This is a genomic window from Janibacter sp. UYMM211, assembly GCF_040547045.1.
In the GTDB taxonomy this organism is placed as follows: Bacteria; Actinomycetota; Actinomycetes; order Actinomycetales; family Dermatophilaceae; genus Marihabitans; species Marihabitans melonis.
The window spans coordinates 161,455-185,584 of sequence record NZ_JBEPOY010000005.1 but is presented as its reverse complement, the minus strand read 5'-3'; the positions used below and the strand labels follow the sequence as shown (position 1 = coordinate 185,584).

Below are 24,130 nucleotides of genomic sequence, written 5' to 3'. Positions count from 1 at the left end.
GCTCGGCGGGTGGTGGTGGTCTCGAGGCTCGGGCCTGGCGGCCCTCGCACCTCGACCAGCAACAAGCTCGGGCGCTGAGCGCCCTCGCACCTCGATCACCAATGGCGCTCAGACAGGGACAGCGGTGACGACGACGTTGTCGCGGTAGTGCCGCTCCATGCCGTCGGAGATCACCGGGCCGCCGCACGTGACGAGCGCGAGCTGGCGGGCGCCGTCGGTCGCGAAGATCTCGCGAGGTAGCGCGACCTTCGAGTACTGCTGCAGCGACGACACGACGAAGTCGCTGCGCCGGCCCTGCTCGTCGGTGACGTAGACGCGCGCGCCGACCGGCATCTGCGCCAGCGGCGACAGCGCGCCGGGGGTGCCGCCGAGATCGACGTGACCGGCGAGCAGCGTCGTGCCCTCACCGGCGGACAGACCCGCCGACTCGGTGTCGATGCCCACCCGCCACGGCTGGTCCGGCACCGTGAGCCGGCCCCCGCTGAAGCGTACCGGCGCCAGGCTCGCGTAGATCCGCAGCGCCGGCACGTAGAGCCGGTCCGGCCCCATGTCGGCGGGATCCATCTGCCCGACCGGGTCTGCCGGCGCGCTCGAGGACGAGTCGTCCGGGATCGGCTCGACCGGCGCCGCAGTCACCGGGTCGGGCGTCGGCTCGGCGACCATGTACGTCTCGCTCGGCCTCAGCGCGGCGACCGGCGGCTCGGTGCGTAGGGACATCCAGATGACGAGCCCGCCGACGCTGACGAGCGCGACGGCGAGGGTGAGCAGGGTGGCCCGCTTCGCGTCCGGGCTCACGCTGATGCCGTCACGAGCGGTCGAAGGGGGATCAGCTGCGGGTCAGGCGACGCGGCGGATCCGCAGGGCGCAGCCGACACCGGCGGCGACGAGGAGGCTGCCGCCGAGCAGACCGAGGAGGTCGGCCTGGTCGCCGAAGCCGCTGTCGATGAGCATCGCTCCGCTGCGGTCGGAGGCCAGCATCGTCTCGCACGGGATGCCGTCCCGGTCGCTGTCGAGGCGATGCACGTCGTTGGCGACACCACCGAGGCTGTCGTACAGGGCCTGGGCCTCGGCCTGGGTCGCGAAGTCGGCGCAGTTCTTGTCGTCGAAGACGGCGATGGGCGCAGCAGCCTTCGCCGCAGCAGCGGGCTTGGCGGGCGCAGCCTTGGCCGCGGGGACCGCCTTCGGCGCGGCGGCCTTCGGTGCAGCCGCCTTCGGCGCGGCCTGAGGGGCTGCAGCGGGAGCAGCCTGAGGAGCGGCAGCCTTCGGGGCTGCCGCCGGCGGCGCGGCGGCGGGAGCCTGCTGCTGCGCAGCCACCGGAGCCTCGGCCGGAGCAGCCGCGGGCGCCGCGGGCGCCGCGGGCGGGGCCGAGTCAGCAGCGGGCGCCTGAGCCGGCGCCTCGACCGCGGGCACCTCGAGCTCGCCGCACGCCTGCGTGAGCAGCGACTCGGTCGCCGCTCCGCCGCCGGCGAGACCGATGGGCGCCCAGTCCGAGCCCTCCACGGCCGCGGCCGGGTCGAGCTCGCCGGCGTGGATCGCGACGGCCATGACCGAGGGCGACCCCCCGTCGACGACCGCGTCGGCCGGAGCGAGGGTCGCGGTGATCGCGCCTCCCGACGCGGCCGGGGCCAGCCCCCGGGCGACGAGGGCGTCGCGCACGGCGTCGGTCGTCGCGGCGTCGGCGGCGCTGGTGATCGTCACGGTCGTACCGGGCTCGCACAGCGCACCTCCGCCCGCGGCGAGGGCCGGGCTCGCGAGCACGGGCGTGGCGAGCCCGAGCGAGACCGCGGCGACGGCGAGAGCGGTGCGGTGGGCAGCGCGCATAGGGTGGTACCTCCCCTGCAGGCACCGGACGTGGCGTCGCCGGTGCGAGATGGCAGCAGTATGCCCAGGTCACCGCCCCGCCGCCTCACGACACCGCCCGCCCGGCGCGACTGTGCGCCGGGCGGTCGGTCTCACACGCGAGCCACCGACGCCGCGAGCACCCGCTCCTCCGCCCGCTCGAAGGCTGCGCGGTCGAGCACGACGTAGCGGGCGTCCTTGTCGTGCACGCGGATCCGCTCGCCGATGTCCGCCCCGGCCTGCGCCATGCGCCGCAGCATCGCGACGTTGCGCTCGTCGGGCTCGGCGACCACCCGCCGCACCCCGGCCCGCCCGAAGGCGAGCCGCATCGCGGCGACCATCGCCGTCTCGGTCCGGTCGAGACCGGCGACGCCGACCGCCTCCGGCCCGACGAAGAGGTGGAGGCCGAGGTCCCCTTCGCGCACCTCGACGACCTCGCCGAGGGGGTCCTGCGCCGGGTCGTAGAGCTGCACGAGCGCGCACGGCCGGTCGTCGACGTGCACGAGGTACGCGTCGTGCGTGGGCAGAGACGCGACGTACTCGTAGGTCTGCGCGACCTCCTCGAGGCTCTGGTCGCCCATGCCCCAGAAGCGCCCCCGCGGCTGCGTCACCCACCGGTGCACGAGCGCGGCGTCACCGCGCGGGTCGAGCAGCCGGGCGGTCGCCTCGGCACCGCCGGGCAGCGGGATGGTCACGGTCATCGGGTCTCCTGTCGGGACGGGGAGGGTGGTGCCGGCGGCCCACAGCGGGGCCTGGTCGAGGGCGTGGGGCGCGTCGAGCACCCCGTCGGCGCCGAAGGGGACGACCCACCGGCTGCGCGAGCGGTCGCCGAGGTCCCACAGCACCCGGGCGGCGGGTCCGCGGACGACGTCGTGCCCGGTGCCGGTGTGGGTGCTCGTCGCGCAGACCGCGTCGTCGGCCCCGCTCACCGGGGTCCGCAGCCGAGGGGTCGTGGAGCCCGGCGGCACGAGCGGGAGCACCCGGTGCAGCTCGCCCCACGTCGCCGGCCGACCCTCCGCGGCCACCGCGTGCAGGGCCGCCCGGGTGGCCGGCTCGAGCGCGAGACCCAGCCCCTCGCCCCGCTCGACGACGCGCTCCAGGCTCGTCGTCACCCGGGCGAGCGGGTCGGTCCAGGGCGCGTAGAGAGCGGGCAGACCCCTGCCGGAGCGAAGGGGGAGCAGCGCCGGGTCGTCGAGGACGGCCTGCGCGAGGTGCAGGCGGAAGCGGGCGGCGAGGGCCGCCCCTTCGCTCGCCGCGACCATCGCGCCGTCGAAGCCGAGCAGCTCCTCCCGGACCTGCGTCGCGGCCGGGTCGAGACCGCGCCCGACGACCGGGCGGGCCAGCAGCCCGCGCAGGACGGGCCACGACCCGCTCACCGCGTCCCGCTGGATCTGCGCGCAGTCGTCGAGGGTGACCTGGTCGTGCGGCTCGAGGAGGCTCTCGACCCGTCGCGCCCGGTGGTCGGGCGCGAAGGCCTGGCCCCACGGTGCGGTGAGCGCGCTCGCGTGGTTCGCGTGCACGGCGACCGACCCGTCGGGCACGACGCGGGTGGTCCGTGTCGTCGGCCCCGCGGCGGTCAGGCCGGCGACCCGCTCGAGCACCTGCCCCGTGCTGTCGGCGACGAGCACGGCGTTGACCGGCTCGACCCAGTGCTCGAGCGCGGCGTCGACGTCCTCGACGTCGTGGGCGAGCAGCAGGTCGCGCCAGGCCCGCACGCCGACCCGCGAACCCACCCACGCGGGAGTCCGGAGCCGACGTGCGGGCCGCCCGGCCACGGGGTCGAGCACGACCGGCCCGTCCGTGGCCTCCTCCACCTGGGGCCCGTCGTCGACGAGCTCCTGGTAGTGCGCCATCGCGTTGGTGATGACCCACGCGACGTCGCCCGTGTGCCCGAAGTGGGGCATGCCGGGCACGCCGGGGAAGGCGAGGCCGAGCACGTCGACCCTGTCCTCCTCGGCGACGAGATGCACCTGCTGGTAGATGCCCGGGCACTCGAGCAGCCGGTGCGGGTCGGCCGCGAGCAACGGTGCGCCGGTCGCGCTGCGCGACGGCGTCACCGCCCACGCGTTGCTGCCCGACAGCGCCGGGTGGCCGTGCGCCGGCGCGAGGACGTCGGCCCACCGCTCGCCGAGCGTGCCCTCGACGTGCTCGCGCCACAGCTCGTGCGGATAGCTGCCGAAGAGGACGTGGTTGACGAGGAAGACCCCGATCGGCGACCACGGCGCCCACCGCCCGGGCTGCACCCGGGCGGCGGCCATCTCGGGGGAGCGGGCGGCGCCGACCTGCATGCCGTCGTTGACGCCGTCGACGTAGGCCTGCAGCCAGGCCGCGACCTCCGGCTCCTCCTCGAGCAGTCGCGCCCAGCACCGCAGCGCGAGCGCGTCGAGCCGTGCCCGGGAGGCGAGCTCGTCGACGCCTCGGCAGGACTCGTCGCCCAGCCAGTCGGCGAGCCCGCCGGTGCTGCGACGCCGGTCGGTCTCGACCTGCCAGGCCCGGTCGTGCGCGCACGCCCAGCCCTGGGCGTACGCGAGGTCGTCGAGACCGCGCCCGACGCACCGGGCGATGCCGTGCTTGTCGCTCTCGACCCGCCACCGCGCGCCGGAGGCGACGACCTCAGGCATCGGCGATCGGGTTGACGAGCTCGCCGACGTAGGTCAGCGACGAGGCCTGGTCGGCGAGGTCGACCATCTGCAGGGTGTTGCGCAGCTGGAGCCGGTTGAGGCACGAGTGGGCGAAGGTCGCCCGGTCCAGCGCGAGGTCGGCGGCCACCGGGCCGCCGTCGCGCACCGTCTCGGCGACGCACTCGCGCACGAGCGCCCAGAAGTCGTCGCCGTCGAGCAGCCCGTCGTCGGCGAGGATCTCGGCGACGTAGCGCAGCACGCCGTCCATGACGTCGGTGAAGAAGGACTGCGCGGTGAGCTCGACGTCGTCGGCCATGCGCACCCGCTCGACCTCCTCGGGCAGCGGCCCCGAGCCGAGGTAGGCGACCTCCTCGCCGATGTCCTTCATGATCGCGCGCGCCGGCACGTGGTCCGGCCCGAGGACGAGCACGAGGTTCTCGCTGTGCGGCATGAAGGCCATGCGGTGCACCCGCAAGCAGTGCACGACCGGCCGCACGTACGCGCGCAGCAGCGCCCGCACCCACTGCTCCGGGTCGACCGTGCTCGCGCGGATCCACTCCCCGAGCAGCGACACCCCGTCGCGGTCGCGGTGCAGCGTCCCGGCGAGGGTCGCCAGCCGCTCGCCGGGGGCGAGCAGGGGGGCCGGGTGGTCGCGCCACAGCGCGGCCACCATCTTCGTGTGCGCGGTGCGGGTGCCGAGCTGGTGGTAGGCGTCGCCGGTGTAGCCGATCGAGGCCACCTCGGGCAGCACGGTGAAGCCGCACGACGCGAGCACCGGGTCGCCGTCGAGGGTGTCGAGCACCCACTCGTTGATCGCCGGGGTGACGCGCATGTACGCCGGTGAGAGACCGCGCAGGAAGCCCATGTTCTGGATCGCGCAGGCGGTCTTGACGTACCGGCTCTCGCGCTCCATCGGGTAGAAGGTGCGGATCGACTGCTGCGCCCGGTAGTGCTGCTCGCCCGGCCCGAGGTGCACGAGGTCGTGCCGAGCCAGGTCGGGCGCGAAGGTCACCGCGATCTTGTGCTCCATCTGCCACGGGTGCACCGGCAGCCAGACGTAGTGGTCGGGGTCCTCCCCGAGTGCCGTGAGGTGCGCGCGGAAGCCGTCGACCACCCCTTCGCCCAGCTCCTCGCGGTAGAGCCGCTCCTCGGTGAGGTCGCCGCCGAGCGCGAGGTGGGTCAGCGAGCGGCGGGCCGCGAGCCACTCGAGGCGCACGGGCGCACCGGACTCGGGGGCGTAGCGGGCGTGGTCGAGCACGCCGAAGCCGATCCGCCCGTTGTTCGCGACGAAGGCCGGGTGCCCCTCGCTCATCGCCTGCTCGACGTCCTGGAAGTCGGCGTCGACGAGCTCGGCGCTCGTGCGGCGCTGGTGGGTCCACTTGTGGCACAGCGAGGCGATCGTCGAGGCGATCTCCTCGAGGTAGACCGAGCGCAGGTGCTCGGGGATGCCGAGGACGGGGGCGAGCTGGCTGAGGAGCAGCTGCGCGTCGACGGGACCGGAGTCGTGCTCGACCGAGGCCGGGTCGACCCGCCAGTGCTCGAGCGCGTGCCGCGTCGCGGCGAAGCCCCACCGCGCCCCGCTCGGCGTCGTGACGACGTACCGCCCGTCGACCACCTCTGGGGTGATGAGGTGCTCGTGGGTCAGCTCGCCCAGCGCCTTCGCGGCGACGTGACGGTGGGCCCGCTCCGCGACGTCCGGCCGCAGGTGAGCGAGCAGCGTGCGTCGCCCGAGCTCGCTCGTGCGGTACTCGTGCGCGGTGACGACCCCGAGCAGCGCCGTCTTGCCCGCGAGCGGCACCGCCCGCTGCACGCGGATGCCGGCGAGCGCGTTCTTCGCGTGGATCGCGTCGTTGCGGACGTCCGGCTCCACGACGACGCGCAGCGCGCCGAGCGGCCCGACGCACAGCTCCATCACCGCGCGCATCACCTCGGTCGTCGTGCCGGGCACGGGGTGCTCGGCAGGCGCGACGAGGACGTGCATCCCGAGGTCGCCGCGGGCGATCTCGGGCAGGTCGGCGAGCTCGCTGCCCACCGGGTCGTAGGTCTCGACGAGGAAGGTCGGGCGGCCGTCGACCTCGCCGACCCACGCGTCGTGGTCGTCGCGAGTGTCGATCTGGGCGTAGGCCTCGCGCACCTGCTCGGCGCTCCAGCCCTCCATCTGCCAGTAGCGCGCCCGTGGCGTCGTCACCCAGGCGTGCAGCCGGTCGGCGTCGAGCCCGAGGTCGAGCGGGCGGATGGTGATCTCGCCGATCGGCGAGGGCAGGCGCAGGCGGGGCGAAGGGGTGACCGTCGCCCCCTTCGTCGTCGTGGTCTCGAGGGTGGCGGTCATCGGGTCACCTCGAGGTGGCGGGCCGGGCGGGCGGGCGCGGGGGCGCCCGCCCCGGCGGGGACGCCGAAGTCCTGGAAGGCGATCCGGCGCTCGACGGGGTAGATCTCCTCGCCGAGGAGGTCGGCGAGGATGACGGAGTTGCGCCACGCGCCCATGCCGAGGTCGGGGGCGATGAGCGAGTGGACGTGCTCGTCGCCGTTCTGCATGTAGACGCGGCCGTGGGGCGCGTCGGGCTCGGCGAGGTCGACGCGGAAGGCGGCGTCGGTGACGAGTCGGCCGCGCTCGTCGCGGCGCAGGTGCCCGAGGACAGGGTCGAGCATCGCGGGGACCCGCGGGGTGTACCCGGTGGACAGCACGACGGCGTCGGTCGTCAGCGTGTAGCCGCGGTCCTGTTCGAGGTGGTGCAGGTCGAGCACGGTGCGCCCGTCCTCGTCGCGCCCGCCGCGCAGCTCGCTCGAGGTGGCGAGCGTCGTCGCGACGCCGCCCTGCTCGACCTCGATCCGGTAGAGGGTGTCGTAGATGGCGTCGACGAGCTCGCTGCTGATGCCCTTGTAGAGGTGGCGCTGGCTGCGGGCCAGCCCGGCGCGGACCGGCTCGGGCAGCTCGCGGTGATAGCGCGCGTAGTCCGGGGAGGTCATCTCGAGCGTGAGCTTCGTGTACTCCATGGGGAAGAAGCGGGGGCTGCGCGTCACCCAGGCGACGTGGCGGCCGGTGCCCTCGGCCCGCTGGAGCAGGTCGTGGTAGATCTCGGCGGCCGACTGGCCGGAGCCGACGACGGTGACGTGGTCGAGCTCGGCGAGGTCGTCGCGGCGCTGGAGGTAGTGGCCGCTGTGCACGACGGTGCCGGTGATGCCGGCCGCGGCGGCGGGATAGCTGGGCTCGGTCCCGATGCCCAGGGCGAGGTGACGGGTCAGCCGCTCGACGGGGGCTCCCCCTTCGCGCTCGCTCGTCACGACGAAGCCCTCGTCGTCGCGCTCGACGGCGACGACCCGCTCGCCGTAGCGGAGGGTCGGCAGCTGGTCGCTCACCCAGCGGCAGTAGCGCTCGTACTCGGCGCGAAGGGGGTTGAGGTCCTCGCGGATGTAGAAGGAGTAGAGCCGCCCGCACGCCTTGAGGTAGGCGAGGAAGGAGTACGGCGAGGTCGGGTCGGCGAGCGTCACGAGATCGGCCATGAAGGGCAGCTGGATCGTCGAGCCCTCGATGAGCATCCCCGGGTGCCAGCGGAAGTCGGCGTCGGCCTCGACGAAGGCCGTGCTCGGGGCGGCGAGCGGCTCGGTGAGGGCGGCCAGCCCGAGGTTGAAGGGGCCGAGCCCCACCCCGAGCAGGTCGACCCGCTCCGGGGTGCGAGAGTCGGTGCGGTCGCGCACGTCAGTCCTCCTACAATTGGTTAGGTAAGCCAAACCTAAGTCACGCCGAGGCGGACGCACCTCGACACCGAGGCGTGGACCGTCGGTGGGCGGTGCGAAGGTGGTCTCGTGACCCCTCCCCACCACGACGTCGACCGGCTGCTCGCCGACATCCGGACCGGGAGCCTGCGCGTCACCCGGCGCACCAGCGCGATCGCGCTGCTGCTCCACGGCGGGCGCTCGGTCAAGACCCAGCCGGACCGCTTCCGCGACATCTCCTACCTGCGGATGCTCCCTTTCGGGATGGCCGTCATGCGCGCCTCTCGGGGCCGGGTTGCCCCCTACCTCGTGCACAACACCCACGGGGGGTGGATCGCCTCGTCCGGCAGCGGGCTCGTCCAGGCGCGCGCGCTCGTGCGAGGGCTGAGCGAGACCCACGGGCTGCCGGTCGTGCTCCTCGGGCACTCCAGCGGCGGGTGGGCGGCCCTGCGCATCGCCGACGAGCCCGGTGTCGCCGGCGCGGTCGCGCTCGCCCCGTGGGTCGAGGAGGGCGAGGGCGTCGACCACCTCGTGCGCTCCGACGCCCACGTGCGCGTCATCCACGGCGAGTCCGACACCGTGTGCAGCCCCGTGCGCTCGCGGGCCTACGTCGAGCGGGCCGTGCGGGCGGGCGTCGACGCGACCTTCGAGGGCGTGCCGGGCGGCAACCACGCGATGCTCGACCGGCCGTGGCGCTGGCACCGCCGGGCCGGCGAGGCCGTCACCGGTCTCGTCCCCGGCGTCTGACGCCGACCTCCGCGGCGGAGCACACTGGCCTCATGGCCGACGTCGTGACGCTCACCGGCAGCTGCTCCTTCCGCCTCATGCCCGACGACCCCCTCGCCGAGGCGGCGTCGAGCGCGACCCTGACGACCCTGCCCGACGGCGCGGTCGTCCTCGGCTACCGCTGGACCCACCCGGCCGACGGCGACCAGCACGGGAGCCTGCTCGTCGGACGCGCGGAGGAGGGCGCGGTCGAGGCCGCCTGGTACGACACGTGGCACCAGCACCCGGGGCTGATGACGCTCACCGGTCGCCGGGTGGGCGGGCACGTGCGTCTCGAGGCGACGTACGAGCAGGAGTGGGGCTGGCAGGTCGAGCTCGACCTCGGCGAGAGCTCGACGGCGATGACGATGCGCAACGTCGTGCCCGCCTCGGCGGCGAGCGAGACGACCCCCGCCGGCCCCTACGACGTCGTGGTGGCGCGCTGGTCCTAGGCGCACGGGGTCCTAGCCCTATGACGAAGGGGGCGGGTCCAGTCGTGCTGGACTCGCCCCCTTCGTCGTCCTGCCCGCCCCCGGCTACAAAACCCTGCCAGCAGCCTTTCGACGTGCCAGGACCCTGTCGAGACCCTGCTGGCTCATCAAGACCCAGCCAGCAGGGTTTTGTACGGGGGGTGGCTGGTCCTAGCCCATGGCGAAGGGGGCGGGCCCAGTTGTCCTGGACCCGCCCCCTTCGCCGTGGTGCGGCTCGGTCAGCCGACGATCTCGGCCGTCGTCGCGGAGCTCGTCGCCCAGCGCTCGTAGTGGTCGAGGACGTCGTGGCAGATCTCGTCCTGGCTGCGGTCCATGAGGCTGTAGCGACCACCGGTCGGCAGGACGACCTCGAGGACCGTCGTCATGTCGTCCGCCTCGCGCACGCCCGCGCCGTAGCTCGGCGCCGGGGAGCGCCGGACCTCGACGGGGTAGCGGAAGTCGGTGACCTCGCCGGGCACGACGAGCGTCGCGGAGCGCACGAGCCGGCCCTCGCCCTCGACCTCCTCGACGACGGCGTCCAGACCCTCGCCGGACAGGCCGTCACGCACGTCCTGCAGCGCGGGCAGCACGACGCGGTCGAGCCGGCGGGCGGCCTGCTCGGGGGACACCCGGCCGAAGCCCTCGGACAGCCGACGGCGCCACGACCCGGCGCCGCGCGAGCGCCCGGCCAGCGAGCTCGCGAGCGAGGTGCGGATCGCGTCGGTCATGACGCGCTCCTCCTCGAGCGCCCGGTGCAGGCCCCACATGACGAGCACCATGACGACGGCGAAGGGCAGCCCCATGATGATCGTCGCGTTCTGCAGCGCGGGGATCCCGCCGACGACCAGCATCGCGATGGTGAGCACGGCCGTCGCGCTCGCCCACAGGATGCGCAGCCACGGGGCGGCGTCGGTGTCGGGGTCGTCGAGCTCGGCCGACAGGTTGGCCATGACGAGCGCGCCGGAGTCGGCCGAGGTGACGTAGAAGAGCAGCCCGACGAAGGTCGCCAGCGCGACGAGGACGAGCGCGCCCGGGGTGTCCTGGAGCAGGGCGAAGAAGCCGGCCTCGGGGGTGTTGACCGCTGCCTCGCCGAAGCCGGTGTCGCCGTCCATGATCTTCTGCACCGCGCTGTTGCCGAAGACGGTGACCCACATGACGATGTAGCAGAAGGGGATCGTCAGCGTGCCGACGACGAACTGGCCGATGGTGCGCCCCTTGCTGATCCGGGCGAGGAACATCCCGACGAAGGACGCCCAGGCGATCCACCACGCCCAGAAGAAGAGCGTCCAGCCGCCCATCCACTCGGCGTCGTAGTCGAAGGCCATCGTGTCCATCGTCATGCCCGGGAAGAGCGAGACGAAGTCGCCGACGTTCATCACCGCGGCGCGCAGGAGGAAGGCCGTGTCGCGAGTGACGAGCACCCACGCGGCGAGGAGCAGCGCGAGCAGCACGTTGAGCTGCGAGAGCACCCGGATGCCGCGGTCGACACCGGTGACCGCCGAGACCGTCGCGACGGCCACGGCGAGGACGACGAGCCCGATCTGGGCGGGCACGCCCTGCGGGATGCCGAAGAGGATGTCGAGGCCGACGTTGAGCATGACGACACCGATGCCCAGCGAGGTCGCGATGCCGAAGATCGTCCCGAGCATCGTCGCGATGTCGACGGCCGCGCCGGCTCCCCCCTTCGTGCGCCGACCGAGGATCGGCGAGAGGGCGGAGCGCACCGCAAGCGGCAGGCCCTTGCGGTGGGCGAAGAAGCCGAGCGCGATGCCCATGAGGGCGTACATGCCCCACCCGGTGATGCCGTAGTGGAAGAGCGTCCACACGGTCGACTCGCGGGCCGCCTCGAGCGTGCCGCCCTCGCCCTGCGGCGGGGCGAGGTACTGGCTCGCGGGCTCGGCGACGGCGAAGAACATCACGTCGGTGCCGATGCCGGCGGCGAAGAGCATCGAGGCCCAGGCGAAGGTGGAGAACTCGGGCCGGTCGTCGTCACGGCCGAGGCGGACCTTGCCGTAGCGCAGCCCGACGTAGACGACGAAGACGAGGATGACGGTGGCCAGGAGGATGTAGAACCACCCGAACCACTCGCTCGTCCACCCGACGACGGAGCCGAGGACCTCCTCGGAGCGCTCGGGGGCGATGAGCGCCCACAGCGCGACGACGGCGGTGACGGCGCCGACGGCGAGGACGACGGGCCACTTCGTGCGGGTGGTGCTCGGACCTGGCGGCGTGCTCGTGGTGGTCGTGCTCATCGGGTCTCCTCCGTCGCGCGGGCCATGGCGGTCAGGGCGCTCGGCTGCTCGGCCGCGGCGTCCCAGGCGTCGTTGCGCGGGTCGCCCTGCGGGTAGAGCGGCATGCCCTGGCCGGCGCGGTAGACCGGCACGTCCTGGGGGGCGAGCGGGGTGTTGCCGGCGATGAGGTCGGCGGCCTTCTCGGCGACCATCATCACGGGCGCGTAGATGTTGCCGTTGGTGATGCTGGGGAAGACCGAGGCGTCGACGACGCGCAGCCCCTGCGTGCCGTGGACGCGCATGCTCGTCGGGTCGACGACGGACATCTCGTCGACGCCCATCTTCGCCGAGCAGCTGGGGTGCAGCGCGGTCTCGGCGTCGCGGCGGACCCAGTCGAGGATCTCCTCGTCGCTCTGCACGCCGGGCCCGGGGCTGATCTCGCCGCCGTCGAAGGGGGAGAACGCCGGCTGGGAGAGGATGTGGCGCGCGGCGCGCACGACCTCGACCCACTCGCGGCGGTCGCGCTCGGTCGAGAGGTAGTTGAAGAGGATCGACGGGCGCACCGACGGGTCGTCGCTCGTGATGTGCAGCCGACCGCGCACGTCGGAGTTCATCGGTCCGATGTGCACCTGGTAGCCGTGCTTGCCCTCCGCCGCGGTGCCGTCGTAGCGCACGGCGATCGGCAGGAAGTGGAACATGAGGTTGGGGTACTCGACCTCGTCGTTGGTGCGGATGAAGCCGCCCCCTTCGAAGTGGTTGCTCGCACCGACGCCGCGGTTGCGCAAGAGCCACTCGGCGCCGATGTAGGGCGCCTTCCACTTCTTGAGCCACGGCGCGATCGAGACCGGCTGCAGCGAGGTGTGCTGGAGGTAGACCTCGAGGTGGTCCTGGAGGTTCTCGCCGACGCCCGGCAGGGCGACGCGCGTCTGCACGCCGGCCGCCGAGAGGACGTCGGGGTTGCCGACGCCGGAGACCTGGAGCAGGTGCGGCGAGGCGAAGGCGCCGCCGCACAGGATGACCTCACCGGCGTCGACGCTGTGCTGGGTGCGCATCCGGCGGTAGTCGACACCCGTGACGCGGGTGCCCTCCCAGCGCAGCCCGGTGGCCGTCGACAGCGTGGAGATGTCGAGGTTCTTGCGGTCACGGATGGGGCGCAGGTAGGCGCGGGAGGCCGACATCCGGCTGCCCTGGTAGACGTTGCGGTCGAAGGGGGCGAAGCCCTCCTGGCGGTAGCCGTTGACGTCGTCGGTCGGTGCGTAGCCCGCCTCGCGGGTGGCCTCGAAGAAGGCCTGGAAGAGCGGGCTCGACGCCGGGCCGCGCTCGAGCTTGAGCGGGCCGGCGGAGCCGCGCCACGCGTCGGCGCCCTCGGTGCACGTCTCCATCCGGCGGAAGTAGGGCAGGCAGTGGGCGAAGTCCCACTGCTCCATGCCGTCGTTGCGCGCCCACGCGTCGTAGTCGCCGGGGTTGCCGCGCTGGAAGATCATGCCGTTGATCGAGGAGCTGCCGCCGAGGACCTTGCCGCGGGCGTGGGGGATGCGCCGGCCGTCCATGTGCGGCTCGGGGTCGGACTCGTAGGCCCAGTCGTAGAGGGGGTTGCCGGCGGGGAACATCAGCGCCGCGGGCATGTGGATGAGCGGGTCGGCCAGGACGTCGGAGCGGCCGGCCTCGAGGACGAGCACGGTCGTGCTCTCGTCGGCGGAGAGCCGGTTGGCCAGGGCGGAGCCGGCGGATCCTCCGCCGACGATGACGTAGTCGTATCGGGTGCGCATCGATGTCTCTCGTTCCGTAGGTGGTCCCGCTACCACGCAGTACTGGTCGTGATCACGACCAGTACTGCGTGGTAGGTCGCGGGGTAGGTGGCGTCGTGCGTCGGTGGTGCGGTGGTGCGGTGGTGCGGTGGTGCGGTGGTGCGGTGTGCGAAGGGGGGGTCAGCCGCGGTCGGCGAACCAGTCGGCCTTCGCGGGACGGGTGTTGTGCCAGACGTGCTTGGTCTCGACGTACTCGTGCAGCCCGGCGCGGCCGAGCTCGCGCCCGACGCCCGACTGCTTCATCCCGCCCCACTCGGCCTGGGGCACGTAGGGGTGGAAGTCGTTGATCCAGATCGTCCCGTGGCGCAGCCGGCGGGCCACCCGCTCGGCACGGCCGGCGTCCTGGGTCCACACGGCCCCGGCGAGGCCGTAGATCGTGTCGTTGGCGATGGCGACCGCGGCGTCCTCGGCGGCGTCGTGGTCGGCGCCGGAGAAGGTCTCGACGGTGAGCACCGGGCCGAAGGACTCGTCGTGGACGCAGCCCATCTCCTGCGTGCAGCCGTCGAGGATCGTCGGCGGGTAGTACCAGCCCCCGGCGAGGTCGCCACCGGGGATCTCGCCGCCGGTGAGCAGCTGAGCCCCCTCGGCGACGGCGGCCTCGACGTAGGCGTGCACCTTCGCGCGGTGCGCCTCGCTGATGAGCGGGCCGGTCTCGGCGTCCTCGTCGAAGGGGCCGCCGAGGCGGATCCCCTTCGCCCGGCGGACGAGCTCGGTGACGACCTCGTCGTGGATGCCCTCCTCGACGACGAGACGGGTGCCGGCCGAGCAGACCTGGCCGGAGTCGAGGAAGACGGCGGTGAGGGCGTTGTCGATCGCGGCGGGCAGGTCGGCGTCGGCGAAGACGACGTTGGGGTTCTTGCCGCCGAGCTCGAGGGCGACCCGCTTCACGGTGGGGGCGGCGGCGGCCATGATCGTGCGGCCGGTCTGCAGCCCGCCGGTGAAGGAGACGAGGTCGACGTCGGGGTGCTCGCTGAGCACCGCGCCGACCTCGGCGCCCGTGCCGAGGACGAGGTTGGCGACGCCCGCGGGCAGGCCGGCCCGCTCGAGCGCGCCGAGCAGCCAGATCGCGCTCTGCGGGGTGAGCTCGCTGGGCTTGAGGACGAAGGTGTTGCCGGCGGCCAGGGCCGGGGCGACCTTCCACGAGGTCTGCAGGAGGGGGAAGTTCCAGGGCGTGACGAGCGCGCAGACGCCGACCGGCTCGTGGACGACGCGCGACGCGACGTCGGGCATGCCGGTGTCGACGACCTGGCCGGCCTCGCCCTGGACGAGGGCGGCGAAGTGGCGGAAGACGCCGATGACGTCCTGCATGTCGATCCGCGACTCGACGAGCCGCTTGCCGGTGTCGAGCGACTCGAGCCGGGCGACCTCCTCGAGCTCGGCCTCGAGGAGGTCGGCGACGCGGGTGAGCATCGCGGCCCGCTCGGGGGTGGGGGTGGCCGGCCACGGCCCGTGGTCGAAGGCCCGGCGCGCGGCGGCGACGGCGGCCTGCGCGTCCTGGGCTCCCCCTTCGCTCACGGTCGCGACGACCTGCTGGTCGGCCGGGCAGCGGATCTCACGGGTGGCTCCGGACGCTGCGGCCTGCCACTGGCCGTCGACGTAGAGGCTCGACATCGCTCTCCTTCTCGGTCGGGGCGGCCGGTCGGTCGAACGGCCGATAACGCACGTTTCAGTAACGCACGTTATAGAGTTGGGGCATGGCTCGTCAAAGCACCCCGGTCCGCCAGCGTCTGCTCGACGCCGGTGACGAGGTCCTCTTCGTCGACGGCTCGGTGCACACCCCGGTCGACGTCATCTGCCGCGCCGCGGGCGCCTCGCCGCCGAGCCTGTACGCCCACTTCGGCAACAAGCACGGCTTCCTCGCCGCCGCCCTGCGCCGTCGTCTCGACGTGTGGGCAGGCGTGTGGCAGCGGGCGATCGACGCGACCGACGACCCGGTCGAGCGGGTGCTCGCCGTCTTCCCCGCGCTGCGCGCCTACCAGGAGGAGTACCTGCGCGAGCGGTGGTGCGCGTTCTCCGCGACGACCTCCGCGGTGCCCGACCCGAGCCCCGAGCTCGAGGCGGTGCTCGCCGAGGAGCGCGCGATGCTCCACGACCGGATCTGCGCGACCGTCGCCGACCTGCCGCTGACGCAGGAGGTCGCCGCCGCCCTCGTGCGGCAGGTCTGCATCGCCTACGCCGGCACGATCGTGTCGATGCTGCGCGAGCCGGACGCGCCCTCCATCGCCGCCGGCGAGGAGGCCGCCCGGGTGCTCGTCGGGGCTGCCCTCGCCCGGTCCTCAGACGAAGGGGTGCGCGGCGCGACCTGCGTAGGTTAGGGTCACCTAACTTCACGAAGGGTGGCGTCATGGATGCAGCACGTCGGGCCAAGACCGTCCTCGCGACGGCGACCTCGGTCGAGGTCGGCTGCGCCGGCCGGCGCGTGCGCCTGTGGCGCCACGCCGTCGAGCAGACCGGGGGACTGCTCTTCCCCTTCGCCCGGCTCGCGCCCGAGTGCGCGGACCGGGTCGTGCCCGGGGCGAAGGGGCCGCTCGTGCACGCCGTCGCCTCCGACGTCACCTCGGTGCCGCTCGCCGATCGCGTGCGCGGCACGGTCCGGCTCTCCGGGGTCCTCGAGACGGTGACCGACCCCTCCGACGACCTCGTCGAGCGGCTCGGTGCCCGGCCCGGCGAGCTCGTCGCCCGGGTCGTGCCGCGCTCGGTGACCCTCGAGTGGCACGTCGAGAGCGGCGCGGGGGCGGGCGGTCCGGTGCCGGTCGAGCCGCACCGCCTCGCCGGCGCGCTCGTCGACCCCCTCGGCGGGTGGCAGGACGAGTGGATGGCGCACCTCGACGCCTGCCACGGCGAGTCGCTGCGCTGCCTCGCCGGGTCGGTGACCTCGCTCGACGCGGCGGCCCGGGTGCGCCCGGTCCTCGCCGACGAGAACGGGATCGTCCTGCGCGAGGAGCTGCCCGGCTGCCACCGCGACATCCGGGTCGCCTTCGCCGGCCCGGCCCGCTGCGGGTGCGAGGCCTCCGAGCGGCTCGAGGGGCTCATGCGCTCGCTCTGAGCGAACCGGACGGACCCTGGACAGCCCGGGGTGCTCCGACCCCGTCGGCCCCTCCGCCTGGCCTACCGTCGAGACGAATCCACCCGTCGACCGTCAGGAGCTGACATGGCTGAGCAGGACCCCCACGAGATCGTCGCCGAGATCATGAAGTACACCCACATCGCGATCCTCACCTACGTGGACGCGCAGGGTCGCCTCGTCTCGACGCCCATGGGCACGCAAGACCTCGACGACCCGGGCCGCGTGCACTTCATCACCGAGGCCGACACCGACAAGATGCACGCCATCGCCGCGAACCCGCAGGTCAACGTCGCCTACTCCTCCGACAAGGGTTGGGTGAGCCTGGCCGGCACGGGTGCGCGCAACGACGACCGCGCGCTGCTCGAGCGGCTCTGGGACTCCTCCGCGAGCGCGTGGATGGAGGGTGGCCCCGAGGACCCCAACAGCACGTTGCTCACCGTCACCGCCGACACCGCCTCGTACTGGGAGTCCCCGGGCAAGGTCGCCGTCGCGGTCCAGCTGCTCAAGGGCAAGGTCCAGGGTACGGACGCCGACCCGGAGCCGCAGGACGGCCAGAGCGGCACCATCAGCCTCTAGTCACGACCCAGCAGCACATCGAAGCGGGGGGGGCCCCCCCCGGGGGGGGGCGGGGGGGGCGGGGGGGGGGGGGGGCGGGGGGTGGGGGGGGGGGGGGGGGGGGGGGGGGGTGGGTGGGGGGGGGGGGGGGGGGCGGGGCGCGGGGGGGGGGGGGGGCCGCGGGGCGGGGCCCCCCCCCCCGCCCCCCCCCCCACCCCCCCCCCCACCCCCCCCCCCCCCCCCCCCCCCCGCCCCCCCCCCCCCCGGGGGGGGCCCCCCCCGCTTCGAGGTGCTGCATGCAGCAGCGTGTTCCTGGGGGCGAAGGGGGAGTCAGCCCGCGTGGTCGAAGCCGGCGCGCTCGGCGGAGCGGTCGTCGAGGAACCACACGTGGGGGTCGGCTCCGTCGTAGCCCTCCTCGCCGGGGACGAGGTAGGTGCGGGTGTCCTCCCACGCCTTGACGGTGTGGTCGAGGGGGACGGCGCCGTCGTCGAGGGGCGCGGCCGAGCCGACGCCGTAGCCGCCGTCACGGATCTCCTCGACGGAGGAGACGCGCCGTCCGTCGACCCCGCGCTCCTGCTCGCCGTGCTGGGTGTCCTCGTGCTGGGTGCCGTCGTGCGGCGTGTCATCGTGCTGCGCGCTGCCGTGGGCCTCGGTGCCGGGGGCGTCGTCGGAGCTGCCCTCGCCCGAGGTCACGTCGTCCTCGGTGAGCTTGCCCGTCTCGGCCGTCCAGTCACCGGCCTGACGGAACTCCTCGCCGGCCGCCACGTCGTGGTCGTCGGGGTCGTGCTCGGCGGCGAAGGCCTCCTCGCGAGCCCGGCGCTCCTCGTCGCTCTCGACTCGCGGGTCGTCGCCGGCGTCGTCATCCGCGTCGTCGTCGCCCGAGGCGCGTGAGGTCGGGGGAGCGGCCGCCCCCTCGGGCCCGCTCGCCGCGTCCGCCTCGGCGTCACCGGCGCCCGACGCGGTCGCCGCCTCGTCGTCGGCACCGCGCTCGTCGCCAGCAGGCTCGTCGGCGCCCTCGTCCTCTCCCCCGCCGTGCCGGGGCTCGTGGTCGCGCTGCTCGTCCTCGATCTGCTGCAGCCGTTCCTCGACCTGCTCCTGCGGGTCCACCGGGCCGTCGTCGTCGGTGCGCACCCCCGCGTCCAGGGCCGGGTCTGCGGGTGCGGGGGTGCTGCCGGTGCTCTGCTCTCGTGCGTCCTGCTCGCTCATCGTCGCCTCCACGGGCGGGTCGGGCTTGGAAGGGATGCCCACGCTATCGACGTCGGTGCGGCCCGGGGCGGGCGAGCGGCCCCCCTTCGTCCCCCGCCCTCCCACCCGAGGCGGACCCCGATCTCATCCGGTGGTGGGATCCGCCCGCGGCGCGGGTGCAGCACCGTGGGGGGACACGCAGACGACAGCAGGGAGAGAGACGATGCACCGCCGCACCAGCCGACGCCCCAGCACCCGCCCGCGCACGACCGCCGCCCTCGGCGCGGGTCTCGCGCTCGCCATGACGGCCGCGCTGCCCGCGACCGCGAGCCCCGCCGAGCCCGGTCCCTCCGACGGGGTCGCCGAGCGCTCCACCCGGGCCCTCGAGCCGGTCGCGCCCCGCAGCTCGGCGCCCACGAGCCCGTCGGCCGCCGAGCGCCGGGGCACCGGGCAGCGGACCTTCGCCAAGCCGGTGCCGCGCAACGGCCCGGCCCGCGACGCGGTCCTCGACGCCAGCCTCGACCGGCTCGTCGACGACGGGGCCGTCGGTGTCGTCGCCCGCGTCGACCGGCCCGGCCGCGACTACGCCGGCGCGGCCGGCGTGCGCGATCGCACGAAGCCCGCGAAGGCCCGCGAGGGCGACCGCTTCCGCGTCGCGAGCAACACGAAGTCGATGGTCTCGGTGCTCGTCATGCGCCAGGTCGAGCGGGGCACGTGGTCGCTCGGCACGACCGTCGACGAGGTGCTGCCGGGCGCGCTGCCCGGCCACGGCGATGTCACCGTCGAGGAGCTGCTCAGCCACACCTCGGGGCTGCAGACCGGCACCGACGCCTCGCTCCTGCGACACATGCAGGACCCGAGCTCGTGGGACGACTTCTTCGCGGCGACGGGGGCGGACTACACCGACGAGCAGCTCGTCGCCGACGCGGCCGCGCTGCCGTGGGGCCCGCGCGGCCAGCACCTGTACTCCAACGCCGGTTACGTGCTGCTCGGGATGATGCTGCGCGAGGAGACCGGCCGCGACGTCGCCCAGCTGCTGCGCACGGAGGTCTTCCGGCCCGCCGGCATGACCCACTCGAGCTTCGCCACCCGGGTCGGCACCCCCGGCCCGATGCTCGTCGGCGCGTCGAGCACCTCGCAGGGCTGGTACTCCGAGGCCGGCTTCAACCCCGACCTCTTCTCGAGCGCCGGGGCGGTCATCTCGACCACCCGCGACCTCGGCCGCTTCACCAAGGCGGTCAACAACGGGACCCTGCTCAAGCGCTCGACCGTGCGCGAGATGCAGGTCCCTCGCGACGAGACCGGGTGGTACGGCCTGGGCATCTACCGCCTGCCCGACCCGTGCACGCCGAAGGGGGCGGCGCAGCGCTACCTCTACGGCCACGACGGCGGGTCGTACGGCACGACGAGCATGGCGCTGTCGAGCCCCGACGGCCGGCGTCAGGTGACCCTGGGCGTCACGGGCCGCTACTTCAGCGAGACCGACCCGACCCAGGCGCAGCCCTTCGACCTGCTCGGGCTCTACACCCAGCTGGCTCGCGCGACCTGCTGACCCCCCGTCGGCCGGCGGCTGACGTGCCGGTCGGCGGCGTGCTTGGATCGCTGTCATGAGCGAGATGCACGCCGCCGACCGGCATGACGTCATCCGGGTCCGCGGCGCGCGGGTCAACAACCTCCGGGGGGTCGACGTCGACATCCCCAAGCGACGGCTCACGGTCTTCACCGGGGTGTCCGGGTCGGGCAAGTCGAGCCTCGTCTTCGGCACGGTCGCGGCGGAGTCGCAGCGGCTCATCAACGAGACGTACTCGGCCTTCCTCCAGTCCTTCATGGGGACGCCGCCGCGGCCCGAGGTCGACGAGCTGGCAGGCGTCACGCCGGCGATCGTCGTGGACCAGGAGCGGCTGCAGGCCAACAGCCGCTCGACGGTCGGCACGGTCACCGACGCCTACTCGATGCTGCGCGTCCTGTACTCGCGCCGCTCGCAGCCTCACGTCGGCAGCTCGCAGGCCTTCGCCTTCAACATCGCGAGCGCGAGCGGCAGCGGCATGCTCAAGAAGGCCGACGGGTCGGCTGAGCGCAAGACCTTCGAGGTCGTCGGCGGGATGTGCCCGCGGTGCGAGGGCAAGGGCAAGGTCTCGACCATCGACGAGTCCGCGATCGTCGACACCTCGCTGTCGCTCAACGGGGGAGCGGTCCTCGTGCCGGGCATGCCCACCGGCAGCTGGCAGTGGCGCAGCTATGCCGAGTCCGACAAGCTCGATGCGGACAAGGTGCTCGCCGACTACACGCCCGACGAGTGGCACTGGCTCATGCACCAGGAGACGACGAAGGTCCGCTTCGGGGGGATCAACTACTCCTACCTCGGGCTGGTCGAGCGGGTGCGGCGCGGCTTCATCGACCGCGAGACCGAGAGCAAGCAGGCGCACGTGCGCGAGTACGCGGCGAAGGTCGCGACGTACGACACGTGCCCGGAGTGCCACGGGACGCGCCTGGCCGAGGCGTCCCGCACCGCGACCGTCGCCGGTCGGACCATCCCCGAGTGCTCCGCGATGCAGGTGAGCGACCTGCTCGAGTGGGTCGAGGGGCTCGACGAGCCCGGTGTCGGCCCGCTCGTCGCGAGCCTCGCGGCGATGCTGCGCGGCTTCGTCGACATCGGCCTGGGCTACCTCAGCCTCGACCGCGAGTCAGGGACGCTCTCGGGCGGCGAGGCGCAGCGGGTGAAGATGATCCGCCACCTCGGGTCGGCGCTCACCGACGTCACCTACGTCTTCGACGAGCCGACGATCGGGCTGCACCCCCACGACATCCGCAAGATGAACGACCTGCTCCTCCAGCTGCGCGACAAGGGCAACTCGGTGCTCGTCGTCGAGCACAAGCCCGAGGTCATGGAGATCGCCGACCGGGTCGTCGACCTCGGGCCGGGGGCAGGTCGCGACGGCGGCACGATCACCTTCGAGGGCGACGTCGCGGGGCTGCGCGCCTCGGGCACGCTCACCGGGCGCTACCTCGACCACCGCGTCGGGCTGCGCGAGCCGGTGCGCGAGGCCACCGGGCAGCTCGAGATCCGGGGCGCGTCGACGCACAACCTGCGCGACGTCGACGTCGACGTGCCGACCGGGGTCCTGTGCGTCGTCACCGGTGTCGCCGGGTCGGGCAAGTCCTCGCTCATCCACGGCTCGCTCGGCGGGCGCGACGACGTGCTCGTCGTCGACCAGGGCGCGATCAAGGGCTCGCGCCGCTCCAACCCCGCGACGTACACCGGGCTGCTCGACGGCATCCGGACCGCCTTCGCCAAGGAGAACGGCGTCAAGCCCGCCCTCTTCTCCGCCAACTCCGAGGGCGCCTGCGAGATGTGCAACGGGCAGGGCGTCATCTACACCGACCTGGCGATGATGGCCGGGGTGGCCATCCCCTGCGAGGCGTGCGAGGGGCGCCGCTTCAAGCCCGAGGTGCTGCAGTACACGTTGCACGGGCTGACCATCGCCGAGGTCCTCGACCTCTCGCTCGACCAGGCCGCCGAGGTCTTCACCACCGGCAAGCCGAGGACGATCATCACCAAGCTGCGCGACGTCGGCCTGGGCTACCTCACCCTCGGCCAGCCGCTCATCACCCTCTCCGGGGGCGAGCGCCAGCGGATCAAGCTCGCCGCCCAGCTCGGCAAGGAGCGCGCGATCATCGTCCTCGACGAGCCGACCGCCGGCCTGCACCTCGCCGACACCGAGCGCCTGCTGACGATGCTCCACGGGCTCGTCGACCAGGGGCACTCGCTCGTCGTCATCGAGCACAACCTCGCCGTCATGGCCCAGGCCGACTGGGTCATCGACATCGGCCCCGGCGCCGGGCACGACGGCGGCCAGGTCGTCTTCACCGGCACCCCCGCCGACATGGTCGCGACGGGGTCGGGCGCCACCGCCGAGGTCCTCGCGGAATACGTCGGGGGCTGACCCCCCTTCGCCCCCGGCTGACAAAACCCTGCCAGCAGCACTTCGACGAGCCAGGACCCTTTCGAAAGGGTCCTGGCACATCAAGACCCAGCCAGCAGCCTTTTGTAGCCGGGGGGAGCGGGTTGCAGTGCGGCGGGACGCCCGGCGAAGGGGTCAGAGGGGCAGTTTCATCCCCACGTGGGTGGCCTCGTAGCCCAGGCGCGCGTAGAAGCGGTGGGCGTCGACACGGTCGGTGTCGGTCGCGAGCTGCGCCAGCGAGGCACCGCGCGCCCGGCCGTGGTCGTGGGCCCAGGCGAGCATCGCCGTCCCGATGCCCCGGCCGCGCCAGGGGGAGGCGACGCGGACCCCTTCGAGCTCGAGGCGGGTGGCCCCCGCCCGCGACAGCCCGGGCACGACGCTCAGCTGCACCGTCGCGACGACCGTGCCCTCGTCGTCGCGGACGACCGCGAGGTACTGCGCCGGGTCGCCGGCGATGACGTCGTAGGCGGCCTCGTAGCGGGCGAGCTCGGGGCTCTCGCGCACGGCCGCGATCGGGTCGTCGGAGAGCAGCCCGACGACGGCCGGCACGTCGGTGCGCCGGGCCCGTTGCACCCGGTAGCGGCGTCCGCCGACCTTGAGCAGACCGCCGACCGCCTCGCTGGCCTCGGCGCGCAGCTCGGTGACGAGCCGGTCGAGCCACCTCCCGACGTGGTGGCGGGCCTCGTCGGTGTCGGGGTAGCGGCAGCGCAGGTGCAGCCCCGACTCGTCGAGGACGAACCACAGCATGACGCCGTCGGTGCGGATCGCGGCCCCGACGTACTGCGCCTGCAGCCCGCGCGAGTCGACGCGCACCGGCAGCCGGCGCAGGTCGAGCCAGGAGATGGCGAACATCCCCGGCGCGGTCGGCATGTCCTCGCCGAGGACGTCGGCGAGCGAGCAGGACCCGAGCCGCACGGCCTCGCGCACGGCTGCGGCGGCGGCGCGGGGGGAGGGGTCGGCGCTCGTGAGCACCGAGTTCGTGATGAACCACCCGGCGGAGTCGTGCCATCGCGGCTCGTAGCGGCTGTGCACGGGGAAGACCGCGCGCAGCGGCCGGTCGGCGAGCTCGCGCGTCACCCGGGTCATCGCGGCGACGACGAGCGAGAGCGTCGAGACGCCCTCCTCGGCGGCGCGCACCCCGAGGGCCGCGCTCGCGTCGACGTCGAGGACGTCGCGCACCTCGACGCGCTCGGGCTGCGGGGAGTCGCCAGGTCCGAGCGGCAGCGGGAAGCACGGCATGACCCCGCCGGCGCCGCGCATCACCTCGGCCCACCGCGCCCGCAGGTCGTCGTCGACCGGCGGCCGCTCGGCGAGGGCAGCCGTGTGCTCGGCGAAGTCGGGCGGCTTGGGCATTCCGGCGAAGGGGGTCCGTCCGCCGCGCACGGCCTCGAGCGCGGCGAGCAGGTCGCGGGCGAGGACGAGCATCGACCACATGTCGACGTGCGAGTGGTCGGCGGCGACGACGACCGTCGGGCCGTCGGCGGTCTCGAGCAGGCACAGGCGGTGCGAGGGCCGGGCGAAGGGGGTGCACGTCGCGTCGAGGACGCGGCGCAGGGCGTCCTCGACGGCCTGGCCCGGGGCGACGGGGTGCTCGACCCAGCGCCCGTCCCCGATCTCGACCTCGCGCAGCACCGGACCGTCCGGCCCGGGCTCGGCGACCGTGCGCAGCGTCCCGTGCCGCTGGACGACGGCACGCCACGCGGCGGCGAGCTCGTCGGCCGGGGGCGACTGGGGCAGGCGGAAGGACAGCGCCATCCACGACCCGGGGCGCTCGCCCTCGCCGACGTGCCGGCGCTGGTCGAAGGAGATCGGCCGCAGCCGGTCGGTCGGCACGACGTCGAGGTCGTACCCGCTGAGGTGCCCGAAGGGCAGTCGCAGCTGCGCGATGTTGGTCAGCCGCATGCGCCGTACCC

Annotated in this window: 17 protein-coding genes; 7 read left to right on the top strand and 10 right to left on the bottom strand. The window is 73.9% G+C overall.

Annotation, left to right across the window (positions count from 1 at the left end; all coding sequences use genetic code 11):
* Positions 1-108: 108 nt before the first annotated feature.
* The 5 genes from ABIB53_RS13950 to ABIB53_RS13930 form a co-directional block, all read right to left on the bottom strand.
* On the bottom strand, positions 109-795 hold the full coding sequence (locus ABIB53_RS13950; protein WP_354588608.1) for a class F sortase: 687 nt from the start codon (positions 793-795) through the stop codon (positions 109-111).
* Positions 796-837: 42 nt separating this feature from the next.
* On the bottom strand, positions 838-1,821 hold the full coding sequence (locus tag ABIB53_RS13945) for an excalibur calcium-binding domain-containing protein (RefSeq protein ID WP_354588607.1): 984 nt from the start codon (positions 1,819-1,821) through the stop codon (positions 838-840).
* A 131-nt stretch (positions 1,822-1,952) separates the two neighbouring features.
* Positions 1,953-4,460: a GNAT family N-acetyltransferase gene (locus ABIB53_RS13940; RefSeq protein ID WP_354588606.1), complete on the bottom strand. Its 2,508-nt coding sequence runs from the start codon at positions 4,458-4,460 to the stop codon at positions 1,953-1,955.
* Positions 4,453-6,789 (bottom strand): GNAT family N-acetyltransferase, encoded by a 2,337-nt coding sequence (locus ABIB53_RS13935; RefSeq protein WP_354588605.1) that lies wholly within the window; start codon positions 6,787-6,789, stop codon positions 4,453-4,455. Before ABIB53_RS13935 ends, ABIB53_RS13940 begins: the two co-directional genes overlap by 8 nt.
* Positions 6,786-8,156 carry a lysine N(6)-hydroxylase/L-ornithine N(5)-oxygenase family protein gene (locus ABIB53_RS13930; RefSeq protein ID WP_354588604.1) on the bottom strand — a complete coding sequence of 457 codons (1,371 nt, stop codon included), beginning with the start codon at positions 8,154-8,156 and terminating at the stop codon, positions 6,786-6,788. Before ABIB53_RS13930 ends, ABIB53_RS13935 begins: the two co-directional genes overlap by 4 nt.
* A 108-nt stretch (positions 8,157-8,264) precedes the next feature.
* Here ABIB53_RS13930 and ABIB53_RS13925 point away from each other — a divergent pair, with 108 nt between their 5' ends.
* On the top strand, positions 8,265-8,921 hold the full coding sequence (locus tag ABIB53_RS13925; protein ID WP_354588603.1) for a dienelactone hydrolase family protein: 657 nt from the start codon (positions 8,265-8,267) through the stop codon (positions 8,919-8,921).
* 32 nt (positions 8,922-8,953) lie between these two features.
* Positions 8,954-9,391 carry a hypothetical protein gene (locus ABIB53_RS13920; RefSeq protein ID WP_354588602.1) on the top strand — a complete coding sequence of 146 codons (438 nt, stop codon included), beginning with the start codon at positions 8,954-8,956 and terminating at the stop codon, positions 9,389-9,391.
* Between the two features lie 257 nt (positions 9,392-9,648).
* Here the strand turns inward: ABIB53_RS13920 and betT are convergent, their stop codons facing one another.
* The 3 genes from betT to ABIB53_RS13905 form a co-directional block, all read right to left on the bottom strand.
* Positions 9,649-11,661: a choline BCCT transporter BetT gene (gene betT, locus ABIB53_RS13915; protein WP_354588601.1), complete on the bottom strand. Its 2,013-nt coding sequence runs from the start codon at positions 11,659-11,661 to the stop codon at positions 9,649-9,651.
* Entirely contained in the window at positions 11,658-13,409 is a 1,752-nt protein-coding gene (gene betA, locus ABIB53_RS13910; protein WP_354588600.1) for a choline dehydrogenase, read from the bottom strand. The genes betT and betA overlap by 4 nt, the downstream gene beginning before the upstream one ends.
* A gap of 159 nt (positions 13,410-13,568) precedes the next feature.
* Complete coding sequence (locus ABIB53_RS13905; protein WP_354588599.1) at positions 13,569-15,059, bottom strand: aldehyde dehydrogenase family protein; 1,491 nt, start codon at positions 15,057-15,059, stop codon at positions 13,569-13,571.
* 83 nt (positions 15,060-15,142) lie between these two features.
* Here ABIB53_RS13905 and ABIB53_RS13900 point away from each other — a divergent pair, with 83 nt between their 5' ends.
* The 3 genes from ABIB53_RS13900 to ABIB53_RS13890 all read left to right on the top strand — a co-directional run bounded on the left by ABIB53_RS13900 (position 15,143) and on the right by ABIB53_RS13890 (position 17,091).
* A complete protein-coding gene (locus ABIB53_RS13900; protein WP_354588598.1) occupies positions 15,143-15,763 on the top strand; it encodes a TetR/AcrR family transcriptional regulator in 621 nt (206 codons plus the stop codon).
* Positions 15,764-15,792: 29 nt separating this feature from the next.
* The gene (locus ABIB53_RS13895; RefSeq protein WP_354588597.1) at positions 15,793-16,494 is read left to right on the top strand and encodes a hypothetical protein; all 702 of its coding nucleotides are present in this window, start codon (positions 15,793-15,795) and stop codon (positions 16,492-16,494) included.
* 105 nt (positions 16,495-16,599) lie between these two features.
* Positions 16,600-17,091 carry a pyridoxamine 5'-phosphate oxidase family protein gene (locus ABIB53_RS13890; protein ID WP_354588596.1) on the top strand — a complete coding sequence of 164 codons (492 nt, stop codon included), beginning with the start codon at positions 16,600-16,602 and terminating at the stop codon, positions 17,089-17,091.
* A 309-nt stretch (positions 17,092-17,400) separates the two neighbouring features.
* On the opposite strand, the gene ABIB53_RS13885 is transcribed toward ABIB53_RS13890, so the two are convergent.
* Positions 17,401-18,276 (bottom strand): sunset domain-containing protein, encoded by an 876-nt coding sequence (locus tag ABIB53_RS13885; protein WP_354588595.1) that lies wholly within the window; start codon positions 18,274-18,276, stop codon positions 17,401-17,403.
* A gap of 202 nt (positions 18,277-18,478) precedes the next feature.
* Here ABIB53_RS13885 and ABIB53_RS13880 point away from each other — a divergent pair, with 202 nt between their 5' ends.
* Positions 18,479-19,807 carry a serine hydrolase domain-containing protein gene (locus tag ABIB53_RS13880; RefSeq protein ID WP_354588594.1) on the top strand — a complete coding sequence of 443 codons (1,329 nt, stop codon included), beginning with the start codon at positions 18,479-18,481 and terminating at the stop codon, positions 19,805-19,807.
* Between the two features lie 64 nt (positions 19,808-19,871).
* Positions 19,872-22,199, top strand: coding sequence for an ATP-binding cassette domain-containing protein (locus tag ABIB53_RS13875; RefSeq protein WP_354588706.1), 2,328 nt, complete (start codon positions 19,872-19,874; stop codon positions 22,197-22,199).
* 153 nt (positions 22,200-22,352) lie between these two features.
* On the opposite strand, the gene ABIB53_RS13870 is transcribed toward ABIB53_RS13875, so the two are convergent.
* Positions 22,353-24,119, bottom strand: a complete 1,767-nt coding sequence (locus ABIB53_RS13870) for a GNAT family N-acetyltransferase (RefSeq protein WP_354588593.1) — start codon at positions 24,117-24,119, stop codon at positions 22,353-22,355.
* Positions 24,120-24,130 lie beyond the last annotated feature (11 nt).

What these genes read in the sequence shown, in the direction of transcription:
- ABIB53_RS13945 (WP_354588607.1), bottom strand. Translation starts at nt 1,821, where the DNA reads ATGCGCGCTGCCCACCGCACCGCTCTCGCCGTCGCCGCGGTCTCGCTC.
- ABIB53_RS13940 (WP_354588606.1), bottom strand. Translation starts at nt 4,460, where the DNA reads ATGCCTGAGGTCGTCGCCTCCGGCGCGCGGTGGCGGGTCGAGAGCGAC.
- ABIB53_RS13935 (WP_354588605.1), bottom strand. Translation starts at nt 6,789, where the DNA reads ATGACCGCCACCCTCGAGACCACGACGACGAAGGGGGCGACGGTCACC.
- ABIB53_RS13920 (WP_354588602.1), top strand. Translation starts at nt 8,954, where the DNA reads ATGGCCGACGTCGTGACGCTCACCGGCAGCTGCTCCTTCCGCCTCATG.
- betT (WP_354588601.1), bottom strand. Translation starts at nt 11,661, where the DNA reads ATGAGCACGACCACCACGAGCACGCCGCCAGGTCCGAGCACCACCCGC.
- betA (WP_354588600.1), bottom strand. Translation starts at nt 13,409, where the DNA reads ATGCGCACCCGATACGACTACGTCATCGTCGGCGGAGGATCCGCCGGC.
- ABIB53_RS13905 (WP_354588599.1), bottom strand. Translation starts at nt 15,059, where the DNA reads ATGTCGAGCCTCTACGTCGACGGCCAGTGGCAGGCCGCAGCGTCCGGA.
- ABIB53_RS13900 (WP_354588598.1), top strand. Translation starts at nt 15,143, where the DNA reads ATGGCTCGTCAAAGCACCCCGGTCCGCCAGCGTCTGCTCGACGCCGGT.
- ABIB53_RS13895 (WP_354588597.1), top strand. Translation starts at nt 15,793, where the DNA reads ATGGATGCAGCACGTCGGGCCAAGACCGTCCTCGCGACGGCGACCTCG.
- ABIB53_RS13890 (WP_354588596.1), top strand. Translation starts at nt 16,600, where the DNA reads ATGGCTGAGCAGGACCCCCACGAGATCGTCGCCGAGATCATGAAGTAC.
- ABIB53_RS13885 (WP_354588595.1), bottom strand. Translation starts at nt 18,276, where the DNA reads ATGAGCGAGCAGGACGCACGAGAGCAGAGCACCGGCAGCACCCCCGCA.
- ABIB53_RS13880 (WP_354588594.1), top strand. Translation starts at nt 18,479, where the DNA reads ATGCACCGCCGCACCAGCCGACGCCCCAGCACCCGCCCGCGCACGACC.
- ABIB53_RS13875 (WP_354588706.1), top strand. Translation starts at nt 19,872, where the DNA reads ATGCACGCCGCCGACCGGCATGACGTCATCCGGGTCCGCGGCGCGCGG.
- ABIB53_RS13870 (WP_354588593.1), bottom strand. Translation starts at nt 24,119, where the DNA reads ATGCGGCTGACCAACATCGCGCAGCTGCGACTGCCCTTCGGGCACCTC.